This window comes from Roseitalea porphyridii (assembly GCF_004331955.1).
Lineage (GTDB): Bacteria > Pseudomonadota > Alphaproteobacteria > Rhizobiales > Rhizobiaceae > Roseitalea > Roseitalea porphyridii.
Genome location: NZ_CP036532.1, coordinates 862,639 through 881,246 on the forward strand (window position 1 = coordinate 862,639; position 18,608 = coordinate 881,246).

The following is an 18,608-nucleotide window of genomic DNA, read 5'->3' on the forward strand; positions in this document are numbered from 1 at the left end:
GGGTCTTCACCGACAGATCAACGCCCTTCGGAGCTCAATCATGCATGCCCGCAACACCGGACCCGATCCTCTCAACCCGTTTCCCATGGCCGGCCAGAACCGCGTCGGCCTCCTCAAGCCGCTGGTCGACGATCCGCTGATCGAGATCGGCGAGTTCACCTATTACGACGACCCGGACGGCCCCGAGCATTTCGCCGAGCGCTGCGTGCTCTATCATTTCCCGTTCGTCGGCGACCGCCTGGTGATCGGCCGGTTCTGTGCGCTGGCGACCGGCGTCACCTTCATCATGAACGGCGCGAACCATGCGATGGACGGGCTCTCGACGTTCCCGTTCAATATCTTCGGCCATGGCTGGGAGGCAGGGTTCGACCCGGCCTCCTGGGCGGCCGCGATCCGCGGCGACACGGTCGTCGGCAACGATGTGTGGATCGGTCGCGAGGCCATGATCATGCCCGGCGTGACGATCGGCGACGGCGCCATCGTGGCGGCGCGGTCGGTGGTCGCCTCCGATGTGCCGCCCTATGCGATCGTCGCCGGCAACCCGGCCCGCACCGTGCGCATGCGCTTTTCCGACGCGGACATCGCGCGCCTGGTGCGCCTTGCATGGTGGGACTGGCCCGTCGAGCGGATCGGTGAGGCGCTCGGTCCGATCCGGGCCGGCGATCTCGAAGCGCTCGAAGCGCTCGCCGCACGGCCCCGCTGAACCGGAAGCGGCGCGTTGGTGAGGCCGGCGGGCACCTGTCCGCCGGCCCGGCCGCGCGTCGTCGTGCCAAACGATTTGCAGCCGGGTGAAACTTTTCCTGCGGCCCTTCCGTGTCTTCGAACGAGGCAAACACAGGAGGACCTCGCAATGAAATTCATGACCAAGAAACTGCTCATGTCGGGCGCTGCCATCTTCGCCATGGCCGGAATCGCCACGGCCCAGGACAACCCGATGGTCGGCGGCGCGGCGATGCTCGCCGAACGCAACATCGTCGAGAACGCGGTCAACTCGGCCGACCACACCACGCTCGTCGCCGCCGTCAAGGCTGCCGGGCTCGTCGAGACGCTGCAGGGCGAGGGCCCGTTCACCGTCTTCGCGCCGACCAATGCCGCCTTCGACAAGCTGCCGGACGGCACCGTCGAGACGCTGCTGATGGAAGAGAACCGTGACCAGCTCGCCGATGTTCTCAAGTGCCACGTCGTCGGAGCGGAGGCCATGTCCGGCGCGATCGTCGGCATGGTCGACGATGATGGCGGAGCCCATCCGGTGCCCACGCTCGGCTCGTGCACCCTCACGGCCACCTATGAGGGTGACACCATCATGCTTGAGGACGAGAACGGCACGATGGCGACCGTGACGATCGCCGACGTCAAACAGTCCAACGGCGTCATCCATGTCATCGATGCGGTGATGACACCGGCCGCGTCCGCCGAGGGCATGCAGGGGAGCATGGAATCGGACGGCATGGGCTCCGATGACATGGGTTCCGATGACATGGGTTCCGATGACATGGCCATGGCCGAGGGCGACAACCCGATGGTCGGCGGCGCGCCCATGCTCGCCGAACGCAACATCATCGAGAACGCGGTGAATTCGGCCGACCACACCACGCTCGTCGCGGCCGTCAACGCCGCCGGTCTCGTCGAGACGCTGCAGGGCGAGGGCCCGTTCACCGTCTTCGCGCCGACCAACGCGGCCTTCGACAAGCTGCCGGACGGCACCGTCGAGACGCTGCTGATGGACGAGAACAAGGACCAGCTCACCAAGGTTCTGACCGCGCATGTGGTGGCGGGCGATCTGTCCGGTGCCGAACTGATGGAACGCACCCGGGCCAATGGCGGCCGCTACAACATGCAGACGGTCAGCGGCGACGCGATCACCGCCGACCTCGCCGGCGGCAAGCTCTACATCATCGACGAAAGCGGTGATGCGGCCGAGGTGACAATCGCCGACGTCGACCAGTCGAACGGCGTCATCCATGTCGTCGACAGCGTTCTTGTTCCCCGGTAAGCGGGACACGAACGTGGCGCCGCCCCGCCCGGTTTAGGCGGCGTCCGGACGACAGGCCCCGCCATGGTCTCCTGTGGCGGGGCCGTTTCGCGACGGCGATCCGCACCGCGCCGAACGCGCTTGAAGCGCCCGGCGCCATCGCCGATAAACGGGCCATGACCGAACCGGCAGAACTCCCCGTCGATGAAACCTCCCCCGTCTGGGCCGCTCTGAAGGCGACGGGCGCCTGGAGCTTCGTGCGCGGCGTGCCGGCCATGCGACATCTGCCGCCCGAAGGGCCGCCCGAAATCGCCTTCGCGGGCCGCTCCAATGTCGGTAAGTCCTCGCTGATCAACGCTCTGACCGGCAAGAACGGGCTGGCGCGAACATCGAACACGCCTGGCCGCACGCAGGAGCTCAACTTCTTCGTGCCCGACGGGTTTTCCGGCGCGCTCGACGACCTGCCGCCCCTGGCGTTCGTCGACATGCCCGGCTACGGCTTCGCCAAGGCCCCCAAGGAGACGGTGGACCGCTGGACCGAACTGGTCTTCGATTATCTGCGCGGCCGCACCACCCTCAAACGCGTCTTCGTGCTGATCGACGCGCGCCACGGCATCAAGACCAACGACGCCGAAGTGCTCGACCTGCTCGACCGCGCCGCGGTCTCCTACCAGATCGTCCTGACCAAGACCGACAAGATCAAGCCGCCCGCGATCGCACGGCTCGCGGCGGAAACCGCGCAGAAGACCGCGCGACGCCCCGCCGCCTTTCCCGGCGTGATCGCCACGTCGGCCGACAAGGGAAAGGGTCTCGACGACTTGCGGCGGGCCATCGCCTTTGCCGTGGCGCCGCGGTAGAGGCCGGGTTGCGGCAGTTAACCTTGGGTTGAACTTCACAACGATTTCCGGAATTCTCCCGGCTATACCGCCTGCATGGGTGCAGGAACGGCGACGCGATATCCCGAATACAGGACCTTCGCGGTCTGGAGGCTGATGGCGGCGATGCTCGTCATGAGCTACCATTTCTCGTTCGCCGCGCCCCATGCCGATGCGCTGACGCGATGGTTCGAGCACATGAACCCGCTCCTCGACATGTTCTTCGTGCTGTCGGGCTTTCTCGTCTACGAGCGCTACGGGCATCGTGTCTCCACCCGCCCCGATTATGCGTTTTTCCTGTTGCGCCGGCTGTCGCGGCTCTATCCTCTCCACATAGTCACGCTCGGCTTCTTCGTGGCGGTCGGTCTGGCCGGCCATGCCGGGCTGATCGAGGCGGGGGGACTGCACGATCGCTACGACATGGGCCAGCTCTGGACCAATCTGCTGCTGCTCCAGGCCTGGGGCGTGCACGACCAGCTCACATTCAACTATGTCTCCTGGTCGCTCTCGGGCGAATGGTTCGCCTATCTGTTCCTGCCCGTCCTGGCCTTCGCCGGTCTGCGCATGGGCCTTGCCGGGCTGATCCTCGTTCTGGCGGTGACGCTGGCCGGGCTTGAGTGGGCCAGCCGCGACGCCGTGGAGTATTCGCAGACCTGGTACGATGCCAAAAGCTGGGGCGCCTGGCGCATTTTCGCCGACTTCACCTTCGGCGCGATCCTCTACCGCATCGCCCGGCGCATGCCGGCCTCGATGGGGTCGCGCCCGGCCGGCTGGCTGCTGCTGGGGCTTTCGCTCGCCTCGATGTTCGCCGGCTGGGGCACCTATGCCGCGCTCGCCCTGATCGGCGGGGCGGTGGTCTTCATGGCCGTCGCCGAGCGCGAAACGCCGAGCCCGGGCGGACCGATGGCCGTGCTCGCGCCGGTCGCGGCCCTCTCCTATGGCGTCTACATGTGGCACCCGGTGATGGAGACCGTCTTCTTCTCCGGCGTCTGGAAGCTCGTCATCGGCGCGCCGCAGACCAACTGGATCTATGCGTTCGCCATAGTGCCGATGGTCGCCACCGTGCTCGTCGCCGCGCTGTCCCTGCGCCTGATCGAGAACCCCGCCGCGCGCGCCATCATGGCGCTGGGCCAGCGGCGCGGCATCGTCCGCACCGCCACGGTCAGCCCGGCGTAAGGGGGCTTGCCCACAATCATTGGTGCGCGCGGGTGGAATTTCTTTCCGGCACCGACTATCTGCATCGCACGAAAGGGTGCATTCGTTCGTTCGAGCGCCCGCATTGGTATGCGCGCATGTGAACTGGACAAATATGAAGGCCGATTTCTACGAGACATTGGGCGTATCCCGCGATGCCGACGAGAAGGCGCTCAAGAGCGCCTATCGCAAGCTGGCGATGAAGTACCACCCCGACCGCAATCCGGGCGACGCGACCGCCGAGCAGCGGTTCAAGGAAGCCGCCGAGGCCTACGAAACGCTCAAGGACCCGCAAAAGCGCGCCGCCTATGACCGCTTCGGACACGCCGCCTTCGAAAATGGCGGCATGGGCGGTGCCGGCGGCTTTGGCGGCGCGGGCGCGGCAGGCTTCGCCGACATTTTCGAGGACATCTTCGGCGAGATGATGGGAGGCGCCCGGGCACGGCGCGGTCCCGGCGGCCGCGAACGCGGCGCCGACCTGCGCTACAATCTCGAGATCACGCTGGAAGAGGCCTTCGCCGGCAAGACCGCCCAGATCCGGGTTCCCACCTCGGCCACCTGCGAGACCTGCTCGGGTTCCGGCGCCAAGCCGGGCACCAGCCCGACCACCTGTTCGACCTGCCATGGGGCCGGCCGCGTCCGCGCCGCGCAGGGCTTCTTCTCGATCGAGCGCACATGCCCGGCCTGCAACGGGCGCGGCGAGCAGATCACGGACCCGTGCGAGACCTGTCACGGCCAGGGCCGGGTGACGCAGGAACGGTCGCTGTCGGTCAACATTCCCGCAGGCATCGAGGACGGCACCCGCATACGCCTGGCCGGCGAGGGCGAGGCCGGCTTCCGGGCCGGACCGGCCGGCGACCTCTACATCTTCATTTCTGTGACCCCGCACGAGTTCTTCCAGCGCGACGGCGCCGACCTCTATTGCAAGGTGCCGATCTCGATGACCACGGCCGCCCTCGGGGGCAGTTCGAGGTGGGCACGCTCGACGGCACGCAGACGCGTGTGAAGGTTCCCGAGGGCACCCAGTCGGGCAAGCAGTTCCGGCTGCGGGGCAAGGGCATGCCGGTCATGCGCCAGGCCACGATGGGCGACCTCTACATCCAGATCGCCGTCGAGACGCCGCAGAACCTGTCCAAGCGCCAGCGTGAATTGCTGGCCGAGTTCGAGGACATCTCGGCCAAGGAAAACAGTCCGCAATCGACCGGGTTCTTCAACCGCATGAAGGATTTCTTCGACCTTGGCGATTGACCCCGACCTCGACCCGCGACGCAAGGACGATCGCGATGACACCTCCGGTGGCCGAGGCGGCGAGCTCGCCGACCGGCTGAGGTTCCTTGCCGCCATGGTGCGCTCGCCGCGCCATGTTTCGGCGGTCACCCCGACCTCGCGCCAGACGGCAATCGAGATGGCCCGTCCGATCGACCCCGACTCAGGCCTGCCGGTGCTTGAACTGGGGCCTGGCACGGGCCCGATCACCCGCGCGATCCTCGATCGCGGCGTTCCGCCCGAGAACCTTTACGCCATCGAGCATTCGGCCGAACTGTGCGCCCATCTCGAGAAGGCCTTTCCGGGCGTCAACGTCATCAATGGTGATGCCTTCGACCTCGACGCGACCCTGAACGGCCATGACGTGCCATTGTTCGATTGCGTCATTTCCGGGATTCCGCTGCTCAGCTTCGGCGCGAAACGCAGCAACGCGCTCGTGTCCGGCGCGCTCGACCGGGTGCCCGCCGGCCGACCGCTCGTGCAGATCACTTATTCTTCCAAGGCGCCGCTCGAGCCCGACGATGCCGGCATTCGCTGGCAGCGCAGCGCGCGCGTGATGCGCAATCTGCCGCCCGCGAGCGTCTGGCTCTATACCCGCCCGGATTGATCGCAGGCCCGGATTGGGATTTATTGCGCCGCACCATCCCAGCCGCAACCAACCGTCAGGCCATCATGCCCGCCAAGATCCTCATCATGCCCGGCTCCGTGCGGACCGGTTCCTACAACGTCTCGCTCGCACAGGCGGCCAACAAGGTCCTCGCCGAGATGGGCGCCGAAACGACGATGATCTCGCTGGGCGACTATCCGCTGCCGCTGGTCGACGAGGACCTGAAGAAGGACAAGGGGGTGCCGGACAACGCGATCAAGCTGGCGCGGCAGTTCGCGGCCCATGACGGCTTGTTCATCGCCTCGCCGGAATACAATTCGTCGATCCCGCCGCTCGTCAAGAACGCGCTCGACTGGGTCAGCCTGGCGCCAAAGGACATCAAGGCCTATTCCGGGCTGACCGTGGCGCTTGGCGCGGCCTCCAACGGGGCGCTCGGCGGCATTCGCGGGCTTTATCATCTGCGCTCGGTGCTGATGAATGTCGGCGCGCAGATCGTCACCGAACAGGCGGGCATTTCCCGTGCCGCCACCGCGTTCGGTGAAGACGGTCTGCCAACGGACGAACGGCAGCGAACCCTTCTTGAGAAGACCTGCCGGTCGCTGCTCGACCATCTTGTCGAGGGAAGGGGTCGCGCATGACCGGGCCCGCCCCCCGCGACCGGCTCATCGTCGCGCTGGACCTGCCGTCGGTCGCCGATGCCGAACGCCTGATTTCCACGCTCGGCGACACGGTCGGCTTCTACAAGGTCGGTTACCAGCTCGCGTTCGCCGGCGGCCTCGATCTTGCCCGTGAACTGAAGGCCGCCGGCAAGTCGGTGTTCCTCGACATGAAGCTTCTCGACATCGACAACACGGTCGCCAAGGGCGTCGAGAGCGTCGCGGCCATGGGCGTCGACATGCTGACCGTGCACGCCTACCCCAAGGCGATGGCGGCTGCGGCCGAAGCCGCGCGGGGCTCGGCGCTGACGCTGCTGGGTGTGACCGTGCTGACCTCGATGGACGACCTCGACCTGTCCGACGCCGGCTATCACGACAGCGCCGATGCCTTGGTGCTGAAGCGGGCGCGACAGGCGCGCGAGGCGGGCATGGGCGGCATCGTCTGCTCGGCGGCCGAAGCCGAGGCGGTCCGCGACGTGATCGGCCAGGACATGGCCGTCGTCACGCCCGGCATCCGCCCCGCCGGCGCCGATACCGGCGATCAGAAGCGCGTGGTCACGCCGGCCGATGCGATTGCCGCCGGCGCCAGCCATCTCGTCGTCGGCCGGCCCGTCAACGCCGCATCCGATCCGCAGGCCGCCGCGGCCGCGATCGTTGCCGACATCGCGGGCGCGTTCACGGCATCGTGACCGCAGAGGCGCCTGCCACCGGCTTCTCGCTCTCTCTTTCTTGGAACCTCGTCGACCGGGCCGCGTTCGTTGGGCAGGTTCACGGTCTATGCCGTGCCTTGAGACACGAGTGAAAAGAAGAGGAACTTATGATTAAGACCTTTGCCACAACGATCGCCGCAAGTGCCCTGATGATGGGCGCAGCCTTTGCTCAGTCGACCGCCCTCGACCCGGAACCGTGGCCGATGATGGACGACATGGAAATGAGCGATGACGCGATAGGCATCTTCGCCGATGACGAAGGCATGGTTCGCGAATTCGACGATTTCGCCATGCGTTACTCGGAGGCCGATGACGACATGCGCGCAGAAGCCAAGCGCATCTGCGAGGCCTATGCGGGAGACGACACCGTGACCAGCACGCGTGTGCGCAACCGCTGCCTGAGCGTCATCGACCAGTAAGGCTTCGAGCGTATTCGCTCTCGGAAAGGGGCGCGGCCATGCCGCGCCCCTTTCTCATGTCCGCCCGACCACAGCGCGTCACGCCGATGCACCCTGGGCCGGCCGTGGCTTTCGCCGGCGTGACGCCCGACCGGGCTCTTGCGCTCTCGCATTCCGCGCCGCCGTGCTGTAGTCCTCGCTGCGAGGGAGCCAAACGGGGAAAGCCGATGCCGAAAGGATACTGGGTCGCGCGCGTGACCGTGCATGATGCCGACCGATACAAGGACTATGTCGCCGCCGCGACACCTGCCTATCAGGAGTATGGCGCGACATTTCTGGTTCGCGGAGGCGAAATCGGCGCTTCCGAGGGAGAACCCCGGCCACGCAACGTGATCATCGAGTTTCCGACCTACGAGGCCGCGCTCGCCTGCTACAATTCGCCGACCTATGCAAAGGCCCGCGCCATTCGCCAGGAGATATCCGACGGCGAGATCGTCGTGGTCGCCGGGCACGAGGGCTGAGCCGGCGGGCTTTATGGTTAACGCGGCGTTAAGCCCTCCATACCGATACTGGCAGCAAGGTTTGGCGCAACCGGCGGGGGACCACCCTAGACAATAGCACCATTTTGCAGCCGCGAAGCTGGTGCTAGCCTGCCAATCGATTTATGTTGCCTTGCACAACAAGCGCGCCGGACCGGCGAGGCGCCTCGAACGCCGCCGGAGGGACCGCAAGGAAGGGGACGGCACATGTTCTACCATCTCTATGAGCTCAACCATGCTGCCGTGCAGCCTTGGCGCGCCGTGGCCGATGCGACCAAGCTGTTCTACCAGAACCCGCTGAACCCGGTGTCCCACACCCGCTTCGGGCGCACCGTTGCCGCTTGGGCCGAAGTGTTCGAGCGCACCACGCGCCGCTATGGCAAGCCCTCCTTCGAACTGCACGAAACCACGATCGACGCCAAACCGGTCCCGGTGGTCGAGAACGTGGTCTGGTCGAAGCCGTTCTGCAACCTGATTCACTTCCAGCGCGATCTCGCCCGGCCGCGGCCGTCCGACCCGCGCGTCCTGCTCGTCGCACCGATGTCGGGCCACTATGCGACGCTGCTGCGCGGCACCGTCGAGCGGTTCCTGCCCGAGGCCGAGGTCTACATCACCGACTGGGTCGACGCGCGCAACGTGCCGGTCTCCGAAGGCCACTTCGACCTCGACGACTACATCGACTACCTCATCGAGATGCTGAACTTCCTGGGGCCGGACGTGCACATCGTCGGCGTCTGTCAGCCTTCGGTGCCGGTGCTCGCGGCGGTATCGGTCATGGAGCAGCACAACAGCCCCAACGCGCCCACCACCATGACGCTGATGGGCGGGCCGATCGACACGCGCATCAACCCCACCGCCGTCAACGAACTGGCGGAAGAGAAGGATCTCGACTGGTTCCGCGACAACGTCATCATGCACGTGCCGTTTCCGAACCCCGGGTTCGGCCGGCCGGTCTATCCGGGCTTTCTGCAACTCACCGGCTTCATGTCGATGAACATGGACCGGCACATGATCGCGCAGAAGGACTTCTTCATGCACCTGGTGCGCGACGACGGCGATTCGGCCGAAAAGCACCGCGAGTTCTACGACGAATATCTCGCCGTGATGGACCTGACCGCCGAGTTCTATCTGCAGACGGTCGAAACGGTCTTCATCGAGCATTCCCTGCCCAAGGGCACGATGACCCATCGCGGCGAGCCGGTCGATCCGGGCGCGATCAGCCGCGTCGCCCTGTTCACGGTGGAAGGCGAGAACGACGACATCACCGGCCGTGGCCAGACAAGGGCCGCGCACGCGCTCTGCACCGGCATTGCCGACAACATGAAGGTGCATTACGAGCAGCCGCGCGTCGGCCATTACGGCGTGTTCAACGGCTCGCGCTTCCGCACCGAGGTCGCTCCGCGCATGCTCAATTTCATGCGCGCGCAGTCGCGCGTGACCAGCCGCAGCCGGATCCGTGCCGTCGCGTGATCCGTCCGGCGACGATCGCACCCGGCCTGTCGCGATGAGCCCGGATGTCCTCGTCCGGGCCGGCACGCCGGAGGATCGTCAGGCGATCGAGGCGCTCTATCCGCTCGTGTTTCCCGACGAGGATCTGCTTCCGCTCGTGCGGCAATTGCTGGACATGACCGACGCGACCGTTTCGCTCGTGGCCGTGGCGGGCGACAATGTGGTCGGCCACGTTCTTTTTACCCGATGCGATCTTCATGGGCGCAAGGTGGCGCTGCTCGGCCCGCTCGGCATCGATCCGGTCCGGCAGCGCAAGGGGCTCGGCGCTGCGCTGGTGCGCGCCGGCCTCGACCGATTGCGCGACGCCGCCTGCGAGCACGTCTTCGTGCTCGGCGATCCGGCCTACTACGGTCGCTTCGGCTTCCGCCCGGAACCAGGCGTCGCGACGCCCTGTCCGATCCCGGACGAATGGCGTGCCGCGTGGCAGTCGTTGGACCTCGCCGGCTACGGCCAAACGCCGCGCGGCAGGCTCGCCGTGCCCGAACCGTGGCGGGATCCGGCCCTCTGGGGCCCTTGAAAGACGCTTTCCGCGCCGTCATCCACAGGTCTTGACCGCCGTTAACCACGTCCCGCAGACGTGAACGCCGTGCCATTGTGCGCCATCGCCACGCGTGATTAACTTTTCGTTAACCGGTGAGACCCCGCCGGGGACGGACAAAGGGAGTGGGGCGCGTGCGCGTATCAGTGATGCTTGCGGCCGTGACGGCCGCGGCGACGGGTGTCGTCGCCGGACCGGCCATGGCCGGGGCGATGAAGACTGGCGGGCTGACCTCCCAGCCGATCGGCCACTACGAGTTCTGCCGGACCTATCGCGACCAGTGCATGCCCAAGCGCGGCAGCTACGAGCCCATCGCCATCGACCGTGGCGTCTGGGCCGACATTCTCGATGTCAATTCGTCCGTCAACATGGTGATCGAGCCGCGCAGCGACCTGGAGATCTACGGGCGCGAGGAAGTCTGGACCTATCCGGACGCGGCCGGTGACTGCGAGGACTATGTGCTGCTCAAGCGGCAGATGCTCATCAACAAGGGGCTGCCGCCATCCGGCCTGCTGATCACCGTGGTGCGCAAGCCCGATGGCGAAGGTCATGCCGTCCTGACCGTGCGCACTGACAGGGGCGACTTCGTGCTCGACAATCTGCGCACCGACGTGCGCCTCTGGACCGACACCGAATACACCTACCTCAAGCGCCAGTCCGAGCGCCATGCCGGCCTCTGGGTGTCGATCGAGATGCCCGACCGCGTCGTGGTCGGCTCCGTGAAATAGCTTTCCGACCGGACGGCCCGGATGCCGCTGGAGGCGACCGGCCTATCCGGCGTCGACCAGATTGATGCCGCCGCGCCGCGCGCAGGCCGGGCCCGGCCCGCGCATATAGTGACGCTCGGGCTGGTAGCTCGGCCAGATGAATTCACGGATCGACCGGATCTGATGATGAATGGCACGCATTGTTCCTGTCCCGTATGCGCGGCGCCCCTGCCGCTTCATGTGGGTCCGAGACTAGCGCGCCACAGATGAATTCGGCGTGAACGAGCGGGCCGAATCGATGCCTCAGGGGCCGGCGAATAACGCAATGCAAGCATCATCGCGCGACATGGTTAATGCCGGTTTAACCTTTGGCCGGCCGACCGGCCGAAGGTCTAGGCGTTGCCGATCAGCATGCCCGCCGCAAACACCAGTGCGCCGCCCAGCACCACCTGGAAGATCGCCCGGTTCCACGGCGTTTCCATATAGCGGTTCTGGATCCACGTGATCGCCCACAGTTCGATGAACACGACGATGATCGCCACGGTGGTCGCGGTCCAGAAGTGCGGGATCAGATAGGGCAGGGCATGGCCGAGGCCGCCCACGGTGGTCATGATCCCGGTCGCCAGCCCCCGCTTGATCGGCGAGCCGCGCCCGGAGATGACGCCGTCGTCCGAGGCGACCTCGGTGAAGCCCATCGAGATGCCCGCGCCGATCGAGGCGGCAAGCCCGACCAGGAACGTCGTCCACGTATCCTGGGTGGCAAAAGCCGTCGCGAAGATCGGCGCCAGCGTCGACACCGATCCGTCCATCAGTCCGGCAAGGCCCGGCTGGACGTAGGTCAGGATGAACTGCCGCCGCTCGGTGTGCTCCTCCTCGGCGCGCGCCTCCTCGGTCAGGTGCTCGGCCGCAAGTGCCTCGGCCGTCCGCTCGTGGCCGCTTTCGGCGAGCGCCAACTCGCCCAGCAGGGCACGCGTGTCGGCGTCCTGCGCCTGCTGCGCCGCCTTCAGATAGAAACGATGCGCCTGCGCCTCCATCGCCGCCGCCTGGGCGCGAACCTTCTCGAGCCCGAGCGGACGCACCAGCCAGTCCGGCTTGCGCTCGTAATAGCCGCGCACATGCTCGCGCCGGATCAGCGGAATGCGGTCGCCGAAGCGCTTCTTGTGCAGCGCGATCAGCCGGGCCCGATGCTCGTTCTCCTCTTCCGCCATGCCCTCGAAGACCCTGGCCGATTGCGGATACTCCTCGCGCAGCCCGTCGGCATAGGCCAGATAGATGCGCGCATCGTCTTCTTCCGAGGAGATGGCGAGGGCCAGAACCTCCTGCTCCGAAAGGGACGAAAAGTCCCGGCGCCCACCGCTGAAAAAGCGCGAAATCATGACTGTTTCCCACATAAATTAGAATAATTCTAAAATAGTCGACTCGCGCCGCGCGGGCAAGGCGACAATGCGCCGCTTGACGCCGGCTGCCGGGCAAACGAATTTCGTCTGATGGCCAGGGAGATCGAACGCAAGTTCCTCGTCGTTTCGGACGGTTGGCGTCCCGGCGCCAGACCCGTGGGTCGGTTGCGGCAGGGCTATCTGACCGAAGGCTCGCCCTCGCTTCGCGTCCGCGTGAAGGATGGAGACAAGGCACAATTGACGATCAAGCTCGGTCAGGGGCTCACGCGCGACGAGTACGAATACGAGATCCCGATCGGCGACGGCGAGCACCTGCTGGCCGCATGCGAGGGCCGTCTCGTCGACAAGACGCGTCACCTGCACGACGCAGGCGGAGATCGCGCCTGGGAGATCGATGTCTATCACGGCCCGCTCGACGGGCTGGTGACCGCCGAACTCGAACTGACCGATGAGAACGAGCCCGTGCCTGACGCCGACTGGCTGGGCAAGGAGCTCACCGGGGACCCGCGCTGGTCGAACGCTGAACTGGCAACCAAGGGAGCGCCGGTGCGTTTGCCGCCCAAAGGCAAGGACCAGCCATGACCTATCACATCGAACTGGACGCCCCGCTCGACCGGCAGGTGGCGCTGATCGCCGCCGACCAGGCGGGCAAGGCGCGCCATGCGCTGCTCGGCGGGATCGCCGATCGCGACGAGGCGATCCACGAGGCGCGCAAGCGCTTCAAGAAGCTGCGCGGGCTCTATCGCCTCGTGCGCCCCTGCGCCGGCGACTTCTACGATGCCGAGAACGCACGCCTGCGCGACGCCGCGCGGAACCTGTCGGTGATCCGCGATGCGGCCGCGTTGGTCGAGACGATCGACCGGCTTCGCGACGATCCGGCCCACGAGGGCGTCGTCGACGATCTCGATCATGTGCGCGCCCGCCTCGTCGAACGGCGCAACGCCATCGCCGAGCAGGGCGGCGGCCTCGACGACGCGATGGCCGATGCCGTCGCCGCCTGCGAGGCGACGATGGAGGCGGCCGGCGCGCTCGACCTCAAGCTCGATCCCGACGAGGCGGCCGCGTGCCTCGCCGACGGCATGACAAAGACCTACAAGCGCGGGCGCAAGGCGCTCGGCAAGGCGCGGAAGTCCGGCGATCCCGAGCAGTGGCACGAGGCGCGCAAGCGCATGAAGTACCACGCCATGCACTGCCGACTGCTGCGCCACGCCTGGCCGGGCTCGATGCGCCTGCGCGCACGCCAGGCCAAGACGATCGCCGACCTTCTGGGCGACGACCACGATCTGGCCGTTCTCGCCGCTCTCGCCGATGACGAACCCGATCAGGTCGGAGACAAGGGCCCCCGCGCCAGCCTTTCGCACGCCATCGGCCTGACATCGGAGCGGCTCCGGTCCGAGGCGGTCGCGCTGGCCGAACCGATGCTGGCCGACAAGCCCAAACGGCTGCGCGCCGCCGTCGCCGCGCTTTGCCGGCTGGCCGCCTGACGGACGCCTCACGCGCTGTTTAATCGGTCTTTCACTGCCCCACGTCTACAATGCGGGCGGGACCATGCCGCCGGGGACACGATGACCGAGCAGCGCGACACGATACTGGATCGACTGGGCCGCTGGCTGGCCGGCAGGCTGGAAGCCGAATCGTCCGGCTATCAGCCCTATACGCCGTCCGACCCCGCCACGCTCTACCGCGCGCTCGAACCGGGCGATGTCCTGCTTGTCGAAGGCAACCGGCAGATCTCTGCCGCCATCAAATATCTCACCCAGTCCACATGGAGCCATTCGGCGCTCTATGTCGGCGATGCGCTCGACGAGGAAGACGCCAACGGCCACCGCAAGCGGCTGGTCGAGGTCAATCTTGGCACCGGCTGCACCGCCGAGCCGCTGGAGAAATACGCCACCTACAACACCCGCATCTGCCGCCCGGGGGGGCTGACACCCTCCGACCGGCAGGCCGTGGTCGATTTCATGGTCGGCAAGATCGGCCTGAAATACGACAACAAGAACATCGTCGACATGCTGCGCTATTTTCTGCCGACCCCGCCGGTGCCGGTGCGCTGGCGCCGCCGGCTGATCCAGTTCGGCTCGGGTGATCCGACCCGCGCGATCTGCTCGACGCTGATCGCCGAGGCCTTCCAGCATATCCGCTATCCCATCCTGCCCGAAATCACCCGGGCGCCGGGCCGGGCCCGCGCGGTCTCGGACTATTCGCGCCGCGAGATCCTGCATATCCGCCATCATTCGCTCTATACGCCGCGCGACTTCGACGCCTCGCCCTATTTCGAGATCGTCAAGCCGACCCTGCGCTTCGGCTTCGACTACACGCGGCTGACCTGGCATCGGCCGGCGCCCGAGCGCGAGGCCGAGGCCGCCGCCCCCGCCGAACCGGTGGCGATGAAGGGGTGATCTTCACCGCACGCCGCCGCACTTCGCGCTTTCCCGCCATCGGTTTCGCCCCTATATCGGCGCCATGACACAGACCCCGCGCAGCCACATCCGCAACTTCTCCATCGTCGCCCATATCGACCACGGCAAGTCGACGCTCGCCGACCGGCTCATCCAGATGACCGGGTCGCTCGAGGAGCGCGAGATGAAGGAGCAGATCCTCGATGCGATGGACATCGAGCGCGAGCGTGGCATCACCATCAAGGCCAACACCGTGCGGCTCGAATATGATGCGGCCGACGGCGAGCACTATGTGCTCAACCTGATCGATACGCCCGGCCATGTCGACTTCGCCTACGAGGTTTCCCGGTCGCTCGCCGCCTGCGAGGGATCGCTGCTGGTGGTCGATGCCAGCCAGGGGGTGGAGGCGCAGACGCTCGCCAACGTCTACCAGGCGATCGACAACGACCATGAGATCGTCACCGTCCTCAACAAGGTCGACCTGCCGGCCGCCGACGTCGAACGCGTCAAGGCGCAGGTCGAGGAGGTGATCGGGCTCGACGCGTCCGACGCCATCGAGATTTCCGCCAAGACCGGGCAGGGCGTCGACCAGGTGCTCGAGGCGATCGTCAGGCATCTGCCGCCGCCGGCCGAGGGCGAGCGCGACGCGCCGCTCAAGGCGCTGCTGGTCGACTCGTGGTACGATGCCTATCTGGGCGTGGTTGTCCTCGTGCGCATAGTCGACGGCCAGATGAAGAAGGGCCAGACCATCCGCATGATGGGCACCGGCGCCAAATACCAGGTCGACCGGGTCGCCGCGCTGACGCCCAAGCTGGTCGTCATTCCCGAACTCGGCCCCGGTGAGATCGGCGTCTTCACCGCCTCGATCAAGGAAGTCGCCGACACGCGCGTCGGCGACACCATCACCGAGGACAAGCGGCCGACCGAAAAGATGCTGCCCGGCTTCAAGCCGGCCCAGCCGGTGGTGTTCTGCGGCCTGTTCCCGGTCGATGCGGCCGATTTCGAGGATCTGCGCGCCGCGATCGGCAAGCTCAGGCTCAACGATGCCAGCTTCTCCTACGAGATGGAGACGTCCGCGGCGCTCGGCTTCGGCTTCCGCTGCGGCTTTCTGGGCCTTCTGCACCTCGAAATCATCCAGGAGCGGCTGGCGCGCGAATTCGACCTCGACCTGATCGCCACCGCGCCCTCGGTCGTCTACCGCATGACGCTCACCGATGGCAGCGAGACCGAACTGCACAATCCCGCCGACATGCCCGACGTGGTCAAGATCGCCACGATCGAGGAACCGTGGATCAAGGCGACGATCATGACGCCGGACGACTATCTCGGCGCCATCCTGCAGCTTTGCCAGGAGCGGCGGGGCATCCAGACCGACCTTGCTTATGGCGGCAGCCGCGCGATGGTCACCTATGAACTGCCGCTCAACGAGGTGGTGTTCGACTTCTACGACCGGCTCAAGTCGATCTCCAAGGGCTATGCCAGCTTCGACTATCAGATCGAGGGCTACCGCGAGGGCGATCTCGTCAAGATGAGCATCCTGGTCAACGAGGAGCCGGTCGACGCGCTGTCCATGCTGGTGCATCGGTCCGCTGCCGAAAAGCGCGGCCGCGTCATGTGCGAAAAGCTCAAGGACCTGATCCCGCGCCACATGTTCAGGATCCCGATCCAGGCGGCGATCGGCGGCAAGGTGATCGCTCGCGAGACGATCTCGGCGATGCGCAAGGACGTGACCGCCAAGTGCTATGGCGGCGATGTCACGCGAAAACGCAAGCTTCTCGAGAAGCAGAAGGAGGGGAAGAAGAAGATGCGCCAGTTCGGCCGCGTCGAGATTCCCCAGGAAGCGTTCATTCAGGTGCTGAAGGTCGACAGCTAGCATCGCGAGCCGATGCATGCACTGGCTGTCGATGGGGCGATCGACCTTATTCTATCACTCGCGGGCAAGCGGCATTCTAATGGGTTCAGAACGCGTTTTGCGGAAGCCGCAGGGCAGGCAAGCCGATCTATCAGCGCTCCACGGGAGACGGAGTATTGGGAGAGGGGGATGGCTGGGGAACCTGGATTCGAACCAGGACTAACGGAGTCAGAGTCCGCGGGTCTACCGTTAACCTATTCCCCAGCAGGCCGGCCGAACCGGGCGGCGGTCCGGCCCGCGACCGTCCATATATGGCCTCTGGCCGCGCGATGCAATCGGGGCGGCGCTTTTTGCCTTTGCGAAATGTGACACCGCTGTTACGCTTCGGGCAACTGCAGATAGCGCGCGTGCTGCGCCCATCGGGCTGCGCTGCGCGGGAAAGAAGATGTGACGATGCCTGGACCGGACACGCTCGTGTCTCCGGCGGGCCCGTCGGCCCGCGACGAGGGCGGACCACGCTCGGGACGGGGCGACCAGGGTCTGACGGACAGCGATCGGCATAAGCCTGCGCCGACCGGCGAGGCCGCGCGCCCGACTGACGACCGGATTTCCCGCGGCGAAGACGCCCGTGAGCCCGATGGAAGCCGAACGGATGGGGCCCACGCCGATGGCGCCTCGGGCGGTGCCGGAAGCGATGCGGGACCCTTCGCCAAGCGGCCTTCCAAGCGCGGCCGTCGCCGCCGTCGCCGGTCGACGAGCGCCGATGCCCCACCCACCGACAAGCCCGCACCGCAGCGCAAGGGACGCCGGCGCAAGCCGCGCGGTACGGTCGTTGGCCCCGCCCGGAACGAGGCCGGCCTGCCGGCCGACACCGATGCCGGGCCCGCCGAGCGCGCGCCCGCGCCTTCGGCGCCGCCGCAGGCCCCCGCCCTCGCCAACCGGACGCGGCCATCCCAGGCCTATGCTGCGCTCGATCTGGGCACCAACAATTGCCGGCTCCTCGTCGCCGTGCCGGCCAGGCCCGGCGCGTTCCGCGTGGTCGATGCGTTCTCGCGGATCGTGCGCCTTGGCGAGGGGCTCGGCGCGAGCGGGCGCCTGTCCGATGCGGCCATGGACCGCGCGGTCGAGGCGCTGGCGGTGTGCCGCGACAAGCTGATCGCCCGGCCGGTCGAACGCACCCGGCTGATCGCCACCGAGGCCTGCCGGTCGGCCGACAACGGCGCGGCCTTCCTCGAGCGCGTCTATCGCGAGACCGGGCTCAAGCTGGAAGTCGTCGACCGGGAAACCGAGGCGCGCCTCGCCGTCGCGGGCTGCGGCTCGCTGGTCGACCGGACGGCGCGCTCGACGGTGCTGTTCGATATCGGCGGCGGATCGTCCGAGATCGCGGTGATCGATCTGGACCGGGGCGGCGGCCGCAACCTGTCCGACAACATCGTCGGCTGGACCTCGCTGCCGATCGGCGTCGTCACGCTCGCCGAGCGGTTCGGCGGCACCCATGTCGATCCGGAGAGCTTTGCCGCGATGGTCGCCCACGCCGAGGACCTGCTGGCCGATTTCGCCGCGCGCCATCGCCGGTCCGGCGGCGGCCGCGACGATGCGTTCCACCTGATCGGCACGTCGGGCACGGTGACGACGCTCGCCGGCATTCATCTGGGCCTGAAGCGCTACGACCGGCGGCGCGTCGACGGGCTGTGGATGGCCGACCACGAGGTCGACCGGATCAACGACCAGCTCCTGTCCTGGTCGTTCGACGAGCGGGTGGCCAACCCGTGCATCGGCCGCGACCGGGCCGATCTGGTGCTGGCGGGCTGCGCGATCCTGCAGGCGATCCGCAACGTCTGGCCGGCGCGGCGGCTGCGCGTCGCCGATCGCGGCCTGCGCGAGGGCCTTCTGACCGAGATGATGGCCGCCGACGGGGTCTGGCGCCGCAGCCGCTACCGGCGCGGCCGGGCGCGCGGCCAGTCCGCCCCCAAATCCGGAGGGCGCTAG

The 18,608-nt window shown here is 66.9% G+C and carries 19 protein-coding genes, 1 tRNA gene and 2 pseudogenes; 19 read left to right on the plus strand and 3 right to left on the minus strand.

The features are described from left to right. The first annotated feature begins 40 nt into the window (after positions 1-40). From E0E05_RS04130 to E0E05_RS04190, 14 genes and pseudogenes are all read left to right on the plus strand, one after another. Entirely contained in the window at positions 41-703 is a 663-nt protein-coding gene (locus E0E05_RS04130) for a CatB-related O-acetyltransferase (protein WP_131615569.1), read from the plus strand. Positions 704-850: 147 nt separating this feature from the next. After that, positions 851-1,402 (plus strand): annotated as a pseudogene (locus E0E05_RS17530) (fasciclin domain-containing protein); the annotation flags it as partial. Positions 1,403-1,462: 60 nt separating this feature from the next. Beyond that, positions 1,463-1,993: a fasciclin domain-containing protein gene (locus E0E05_RS17535; RefSeq protein WP_244598043.1), complete on the plus strand. Its 531-nt coding sequence runs from the start codon at positions 1,463-1,465 to the stop codon at positions 1,991-1,993. 155 nt (positions 1,994-2,148) lie between these two features. Beyond that, complete coding sequence (yihA, locus tag E0E05_RS04140; protein ID WP_131615571.1) at positions 2,149-2,829, plus strand: ribosome biogenesis GTP-binding protein YihA/YsxC; 681 nt, start codon at positions 2,149-2,151, stop codon at positions 2,827-2,829. 75 nt (positions 2,830-2,904) lie between these two features. Next, positions 2,905-4,023 carry an acyltransferase family protein gene (locus E0E05_RS04145; RefSeq protein WP_131615572.1) on the plus strand — a complete coding sequence of 373 codons (1,119 nt, stop codon included), beginning with the start codon at positions 2,905-2,907 and terminating at the stop codon, positions 4,021-4,023. 133 nt (positions 4,024-4,156) lie between these two features. Then, positions 4,157-5,289, plus strand: a pseudogene (gene dnaJ / locus E0E05_RS04150) (molecular chaperone DnaJ). Then, positions 5,279-5,914 carry a class I SAM-dependent methyltransferase gene (locus tag E0E05_RS04155; RefSeq protein ID WP_244597925.1) on the plus strand — a complete coding sequence of 212 codons (636 nt, stop codon included), beginning with the start codon at positions 5,279-5,281 and terminating at the stop codon, positions 5,912-5,914. Before dnaJ ends, E0E05_RS04155 begins: the two are co-directional and overlap by 11 nt. A 65-nt stretch (positions 5,915-5,979) precedes the next feature. Next, positions 5,980-6,552, plus strand: coding sequence for an NADPH-dependent FMN reductase (locus tag E0E05_RS04160; protein ID WP_131615573.1), 573 nt, complete (start codon positions 5,980-5,982; stop codon positions 6,550-6,552). Then, positions 6,549-7,259: an orotidine-5'-phosphate decarboxylase gene (gene pyrF, locus E0E05_RS04165; RefSeq protein WP_131615574.1), complete on the plus strand. Its 711-nt coding sequence runs from the start codon at positions 6,549-6,551 to the stop codon at positions 7,257-7,259. Before E0E05_RS04160 ends, pyrF begins: the two co-directional genes overlap by 4 nt. Before the next feature lie 128 nt (positions 7,260-7,387). Further along, complete coding sequence (locus tag E0E05_RS04170; protein ID WP_131615575.1) at positions 7,388-7,699, plus strand: hypothetical protein; 312 nt, start codon at positions 7,388-7,390, stop codon at positions 7,697-7,699. Between the two features lie 206 nt (positions 7,700-7,905). After that, positions 7,906-8,199: a DUF1330 domain-containing protein gene (locus tag E0E05_RS04175; RefSeq protein ID WP_131615576.1), complete on the plus strand. Its 294-nt coding sequence runs from the start codon at positions 7,906-7,908 to the stop codon at positions 8,197-8,199. 225 nt (positions 8,200-8,424) lie between these two features. Continuing rightward, complete coding sequence (locus E0E05_RS04180; protein ID WP_131615577.1) at positions 8,425-9,687, plus strand: polyhydroxyalkanoate depolymerase; 1,263 nt, start codon at positions 8,425-8,427, stop codon at positions 9,685-9,687. Positions 9,688-9,721: 34 nt separating this feature from the next. Further along, positions 9,722-10,243 carry a GNAT family N-acetyltransferase gene (locus E0E05_RS04185; protein WP_131615578.1) on the plus strand — a complete coding sequence of 174 codons (522 nt, stop codon included), beginning with the start codon at positions 9,722-9,724 and terminating at the stop codon, positions 10,241-10,243. A 155-nt stretch (positions 10,244-10,398) separates the two neighbouring features. Continuing rightward, complete coding sequence (locus E0E05_RS04190; protein ID WP_192900436.1) at positions 10,399-10,992, plus strand: transglutaminase-like cysteine peptidase; 594 nt, start codon at positions 10,399-10,401, stop codon at positions 10,990-10,992. 42 nt (positions 10,993-11,034) lie between these two features. Here E0E05_RS04190 and E0E05_RS17460 read toward each other — a convergent pair whose 3' ends face one another. Together E0E05_RS17460 and mbfA are read right to left on the minus strand one after the other, a co-directional pair. Then, positions 11,035-11,172, minus strand: a complete 138-nt coding sequence (locus E0E05_RS17460) for a hypothetical protein (RefSeq protein ID WP_192900437.1) — start codon at positions 11,170-11,172, stop codon at positions 11,035-11,037. A 191-nt stretch (positions 11,173-11,363) separates the two neighbouring features. Then, complete coding sequence (gene mbfA, locus E0E05_RS04195; protein ID WP_131615579.1) at positions 11,364-12,347, minus strand: iron exporter MbfA; 984 nt, start codon at positions 12,345-12,347, stop codon at positions 11,364-11,366. Positions 12,348-12,458: 111 nt separating this feature from the next. On the opposite strand from mbfA, the gene E0E05_RS04200 reads away from it, so the two are divergent. The 4 genes from E0E05_RS04200 (at position 12,459) to lepA (ending at position 16,640) form a co-directional block, all read left to right on the plus strand. Further along, the gene (locus E0E05_RS04200; protein ID WP_131615580.1) at positions 12,459-12,950 is read left to right on the plus strand and encodes a CYTH domain-containing protein; all 492 of its coding nucleotides are present in this window, start codon (positions 12,459-12,461) and stop codon (positions 12,948-12,950) included. Continuing rightward, positions 12,947-13,852: a CHAD domain-containing protein gene (locus E0E05_RS04205; protein ID WP_131615581.1), complete on the plus strand. Its 906-nt coding sequence runs from the start codon at positions 12,947-12,949 to the stop codon at positions 13,850-13,852. The genes E0E05_RS04200 and E0E05_RS04205 overlap by 4 nt, the downstream gene beginning before the upstream one ends. A gap of 81 nt (positions 13,853-13,933) precedes the next feature. Further along, complete coding sequence (locus E0E05_RS04210) at positions 13,934-14,767, plus strand: C40 family peptidase (RefSeq protein WP_131615582.1); 834 nt, start codon at positions 13,934-13,936, stop codon at positions 14,765-14,767. A 64-nt stretch (positions 14,768-14,831) separates the two neighbouring features. Then, complete coding sequence (gene lepA, locus E0E05_RS04215) at positions 14,832-16,640, plus strand: translation elongation factor 4 (protein ID WP_131615583.1); 1,809 nt, start codon at positions 14,832-14,834, stop codon at positions 16,638-16,640. Between the two features lie 169 nt (positions 16,641-16,809). Here lepA and E0E05_RS04220 read toward each other — a convergent pair. Next, positions 16,810-16,883: transfer RNA gene (locus E0E05_RS04220), tRNA-Gln, on the minus strand. A gap of 189 nt (positions 16,884-17,072) precedes the next feature. Between E0E05_RS04220 and E0E05_RS04225 the strand changes: the two genes are divergently transcribed. Continuing rightward, positions 17,073-18,608, plus strand: coding sequence for a Ppx/GppA phosphatase family protein (locus tag E0E05_RS04225; RefSeq protein WP_131615584.1), 1,536 nt, complete (start codon positions 17,073-17,075; stop codon positions 18,606-18,608).

What these genes read in the sequence shown, in the direction of transcription:
- E0E05_RS04145 (WP_131615572.1), top strand. Translation starts at nt 2,905, where the DNA reads ATGGGTGCAGGAACGGCGACGCGATATCCCGAATACAGGACCTTCGCG.
- E0E05_RS17460 (WP_192900437.1), bottom strand. Translation starts at nt 11,172, where the DNA reads ATGCGTGCCATTCATCATCAGATCCGGTCGATCCGTGAATTCATCTGG.
- E0E05_RS04205 (WP_131615581.1), top strand. Translation starts at nt 12,947, where the DNA reads ATGACCTATCACATCGAACTGGACGCCCCGCTCGACCGGCAGGTGGCG.
- E0E05_RS04130 (WP_131615569.1), top strand. Translation starts at nt 41, where the DNA reads ATGCATGCCCGCAACACCGGACCCGATCCTCTCAACCCGTTTCCCATG.
- E0E05_RS17535 (WP_244598043.1), top strand. Translation starts at nt 1,463, where the DNA reads ATGGGTTCCGATGACATGGGTTCCGATGACATGGCCATGGCCGAGGGC.
- mbfA (WP_131615579.1), bottom strand. Translation starts at nt 12,347, where the DNA reads ATGATTTCGCGCTTTTTCAGCGGTGGGCGCCGGGACTTTTCGTCCCTT.
- E0E05_RS04200 (WP_131615580.1), top strand. Translation starts at nt 12,459, where the DNA reads ATGGCCAGGGAGATCGAACGCAAGTTCCTCGTCGTTTCGGACGGTTGG.
- lepA (WP_131615583.1), top strand. Translation starts at nt 14,832, where the DNA reads ATGACACAGACCCCGCGCAGCCACATCCGCAACTTCTCCATCGTCGCC.
- E0E05_RS04210 (WP_131615582.1), top strand. Translation starts at nt 13,934, where the DNA reads ATGACCGAGCAGCGCGACACGATACTGGATCGACTGGGCCGCTGGCTG.
- pyrF (WP_131615574.1), top strand. Translation starts at nt 6,549, where the DNA reads ATGACCGGGCCCGCCCCCCGCGACCGGCTCATCGTCGCGCTGGACCTG.
- E0E05_RS04180 (WP_131615577.1), top strand. Translation starts at nt 8,425, where the DNA reads ATGTTCTACCATCTCTATGAGCTCAACCATGCTGCCGTGCAGCCTTGG.
- E0E05_RS04175 (WP_131615576.1), top strand. Translation starts at nt 7,906, where the DNA reads ATGCCGAAAGGATACTGGGTCGCGCGCGTGACCGTGCATGATGCCGAC.
- E0E05_RS04160 (WP_131615573.1), top strand. Translation starts at nt 5,980, where the DNA reads ATGCCCGCCAAGATCCTCATCATGCCCGGCTCCGTGCGGACCGGTTCC.
- E0E05_RS04170 (WP_131615575.1), top strand. Translation starts at nt 7,388, where the DNA reads ATGATTAAGACCTTTGCCACAACGATCGCCGCAAGTGCCCTGATGATG.
- E0E05_RS04225 (WP_131615584.1), top strand. Translation starts at nt 17,073, where the DNA reads ATGCCTGGACCGGACACGCTCGTGTCTCCGGCGGGCCCGTCGGCCCGC.
- yihA (WP_131615571.1), top strand. Translation starts at nt 2,149, where the DNA reads ATGACCGAACCGGCAGAACTCCCCGTCGATGAAACCTCCCCCGTCTGG.
- E0E05_RS04185 (WP_131615578.1), top strand. Translation starts at nt 9,722, where the DNA reads ATGAGCCCGGATGTCCTCGTCCGGGCCGGCACGCCGGAGGATCGTCAG.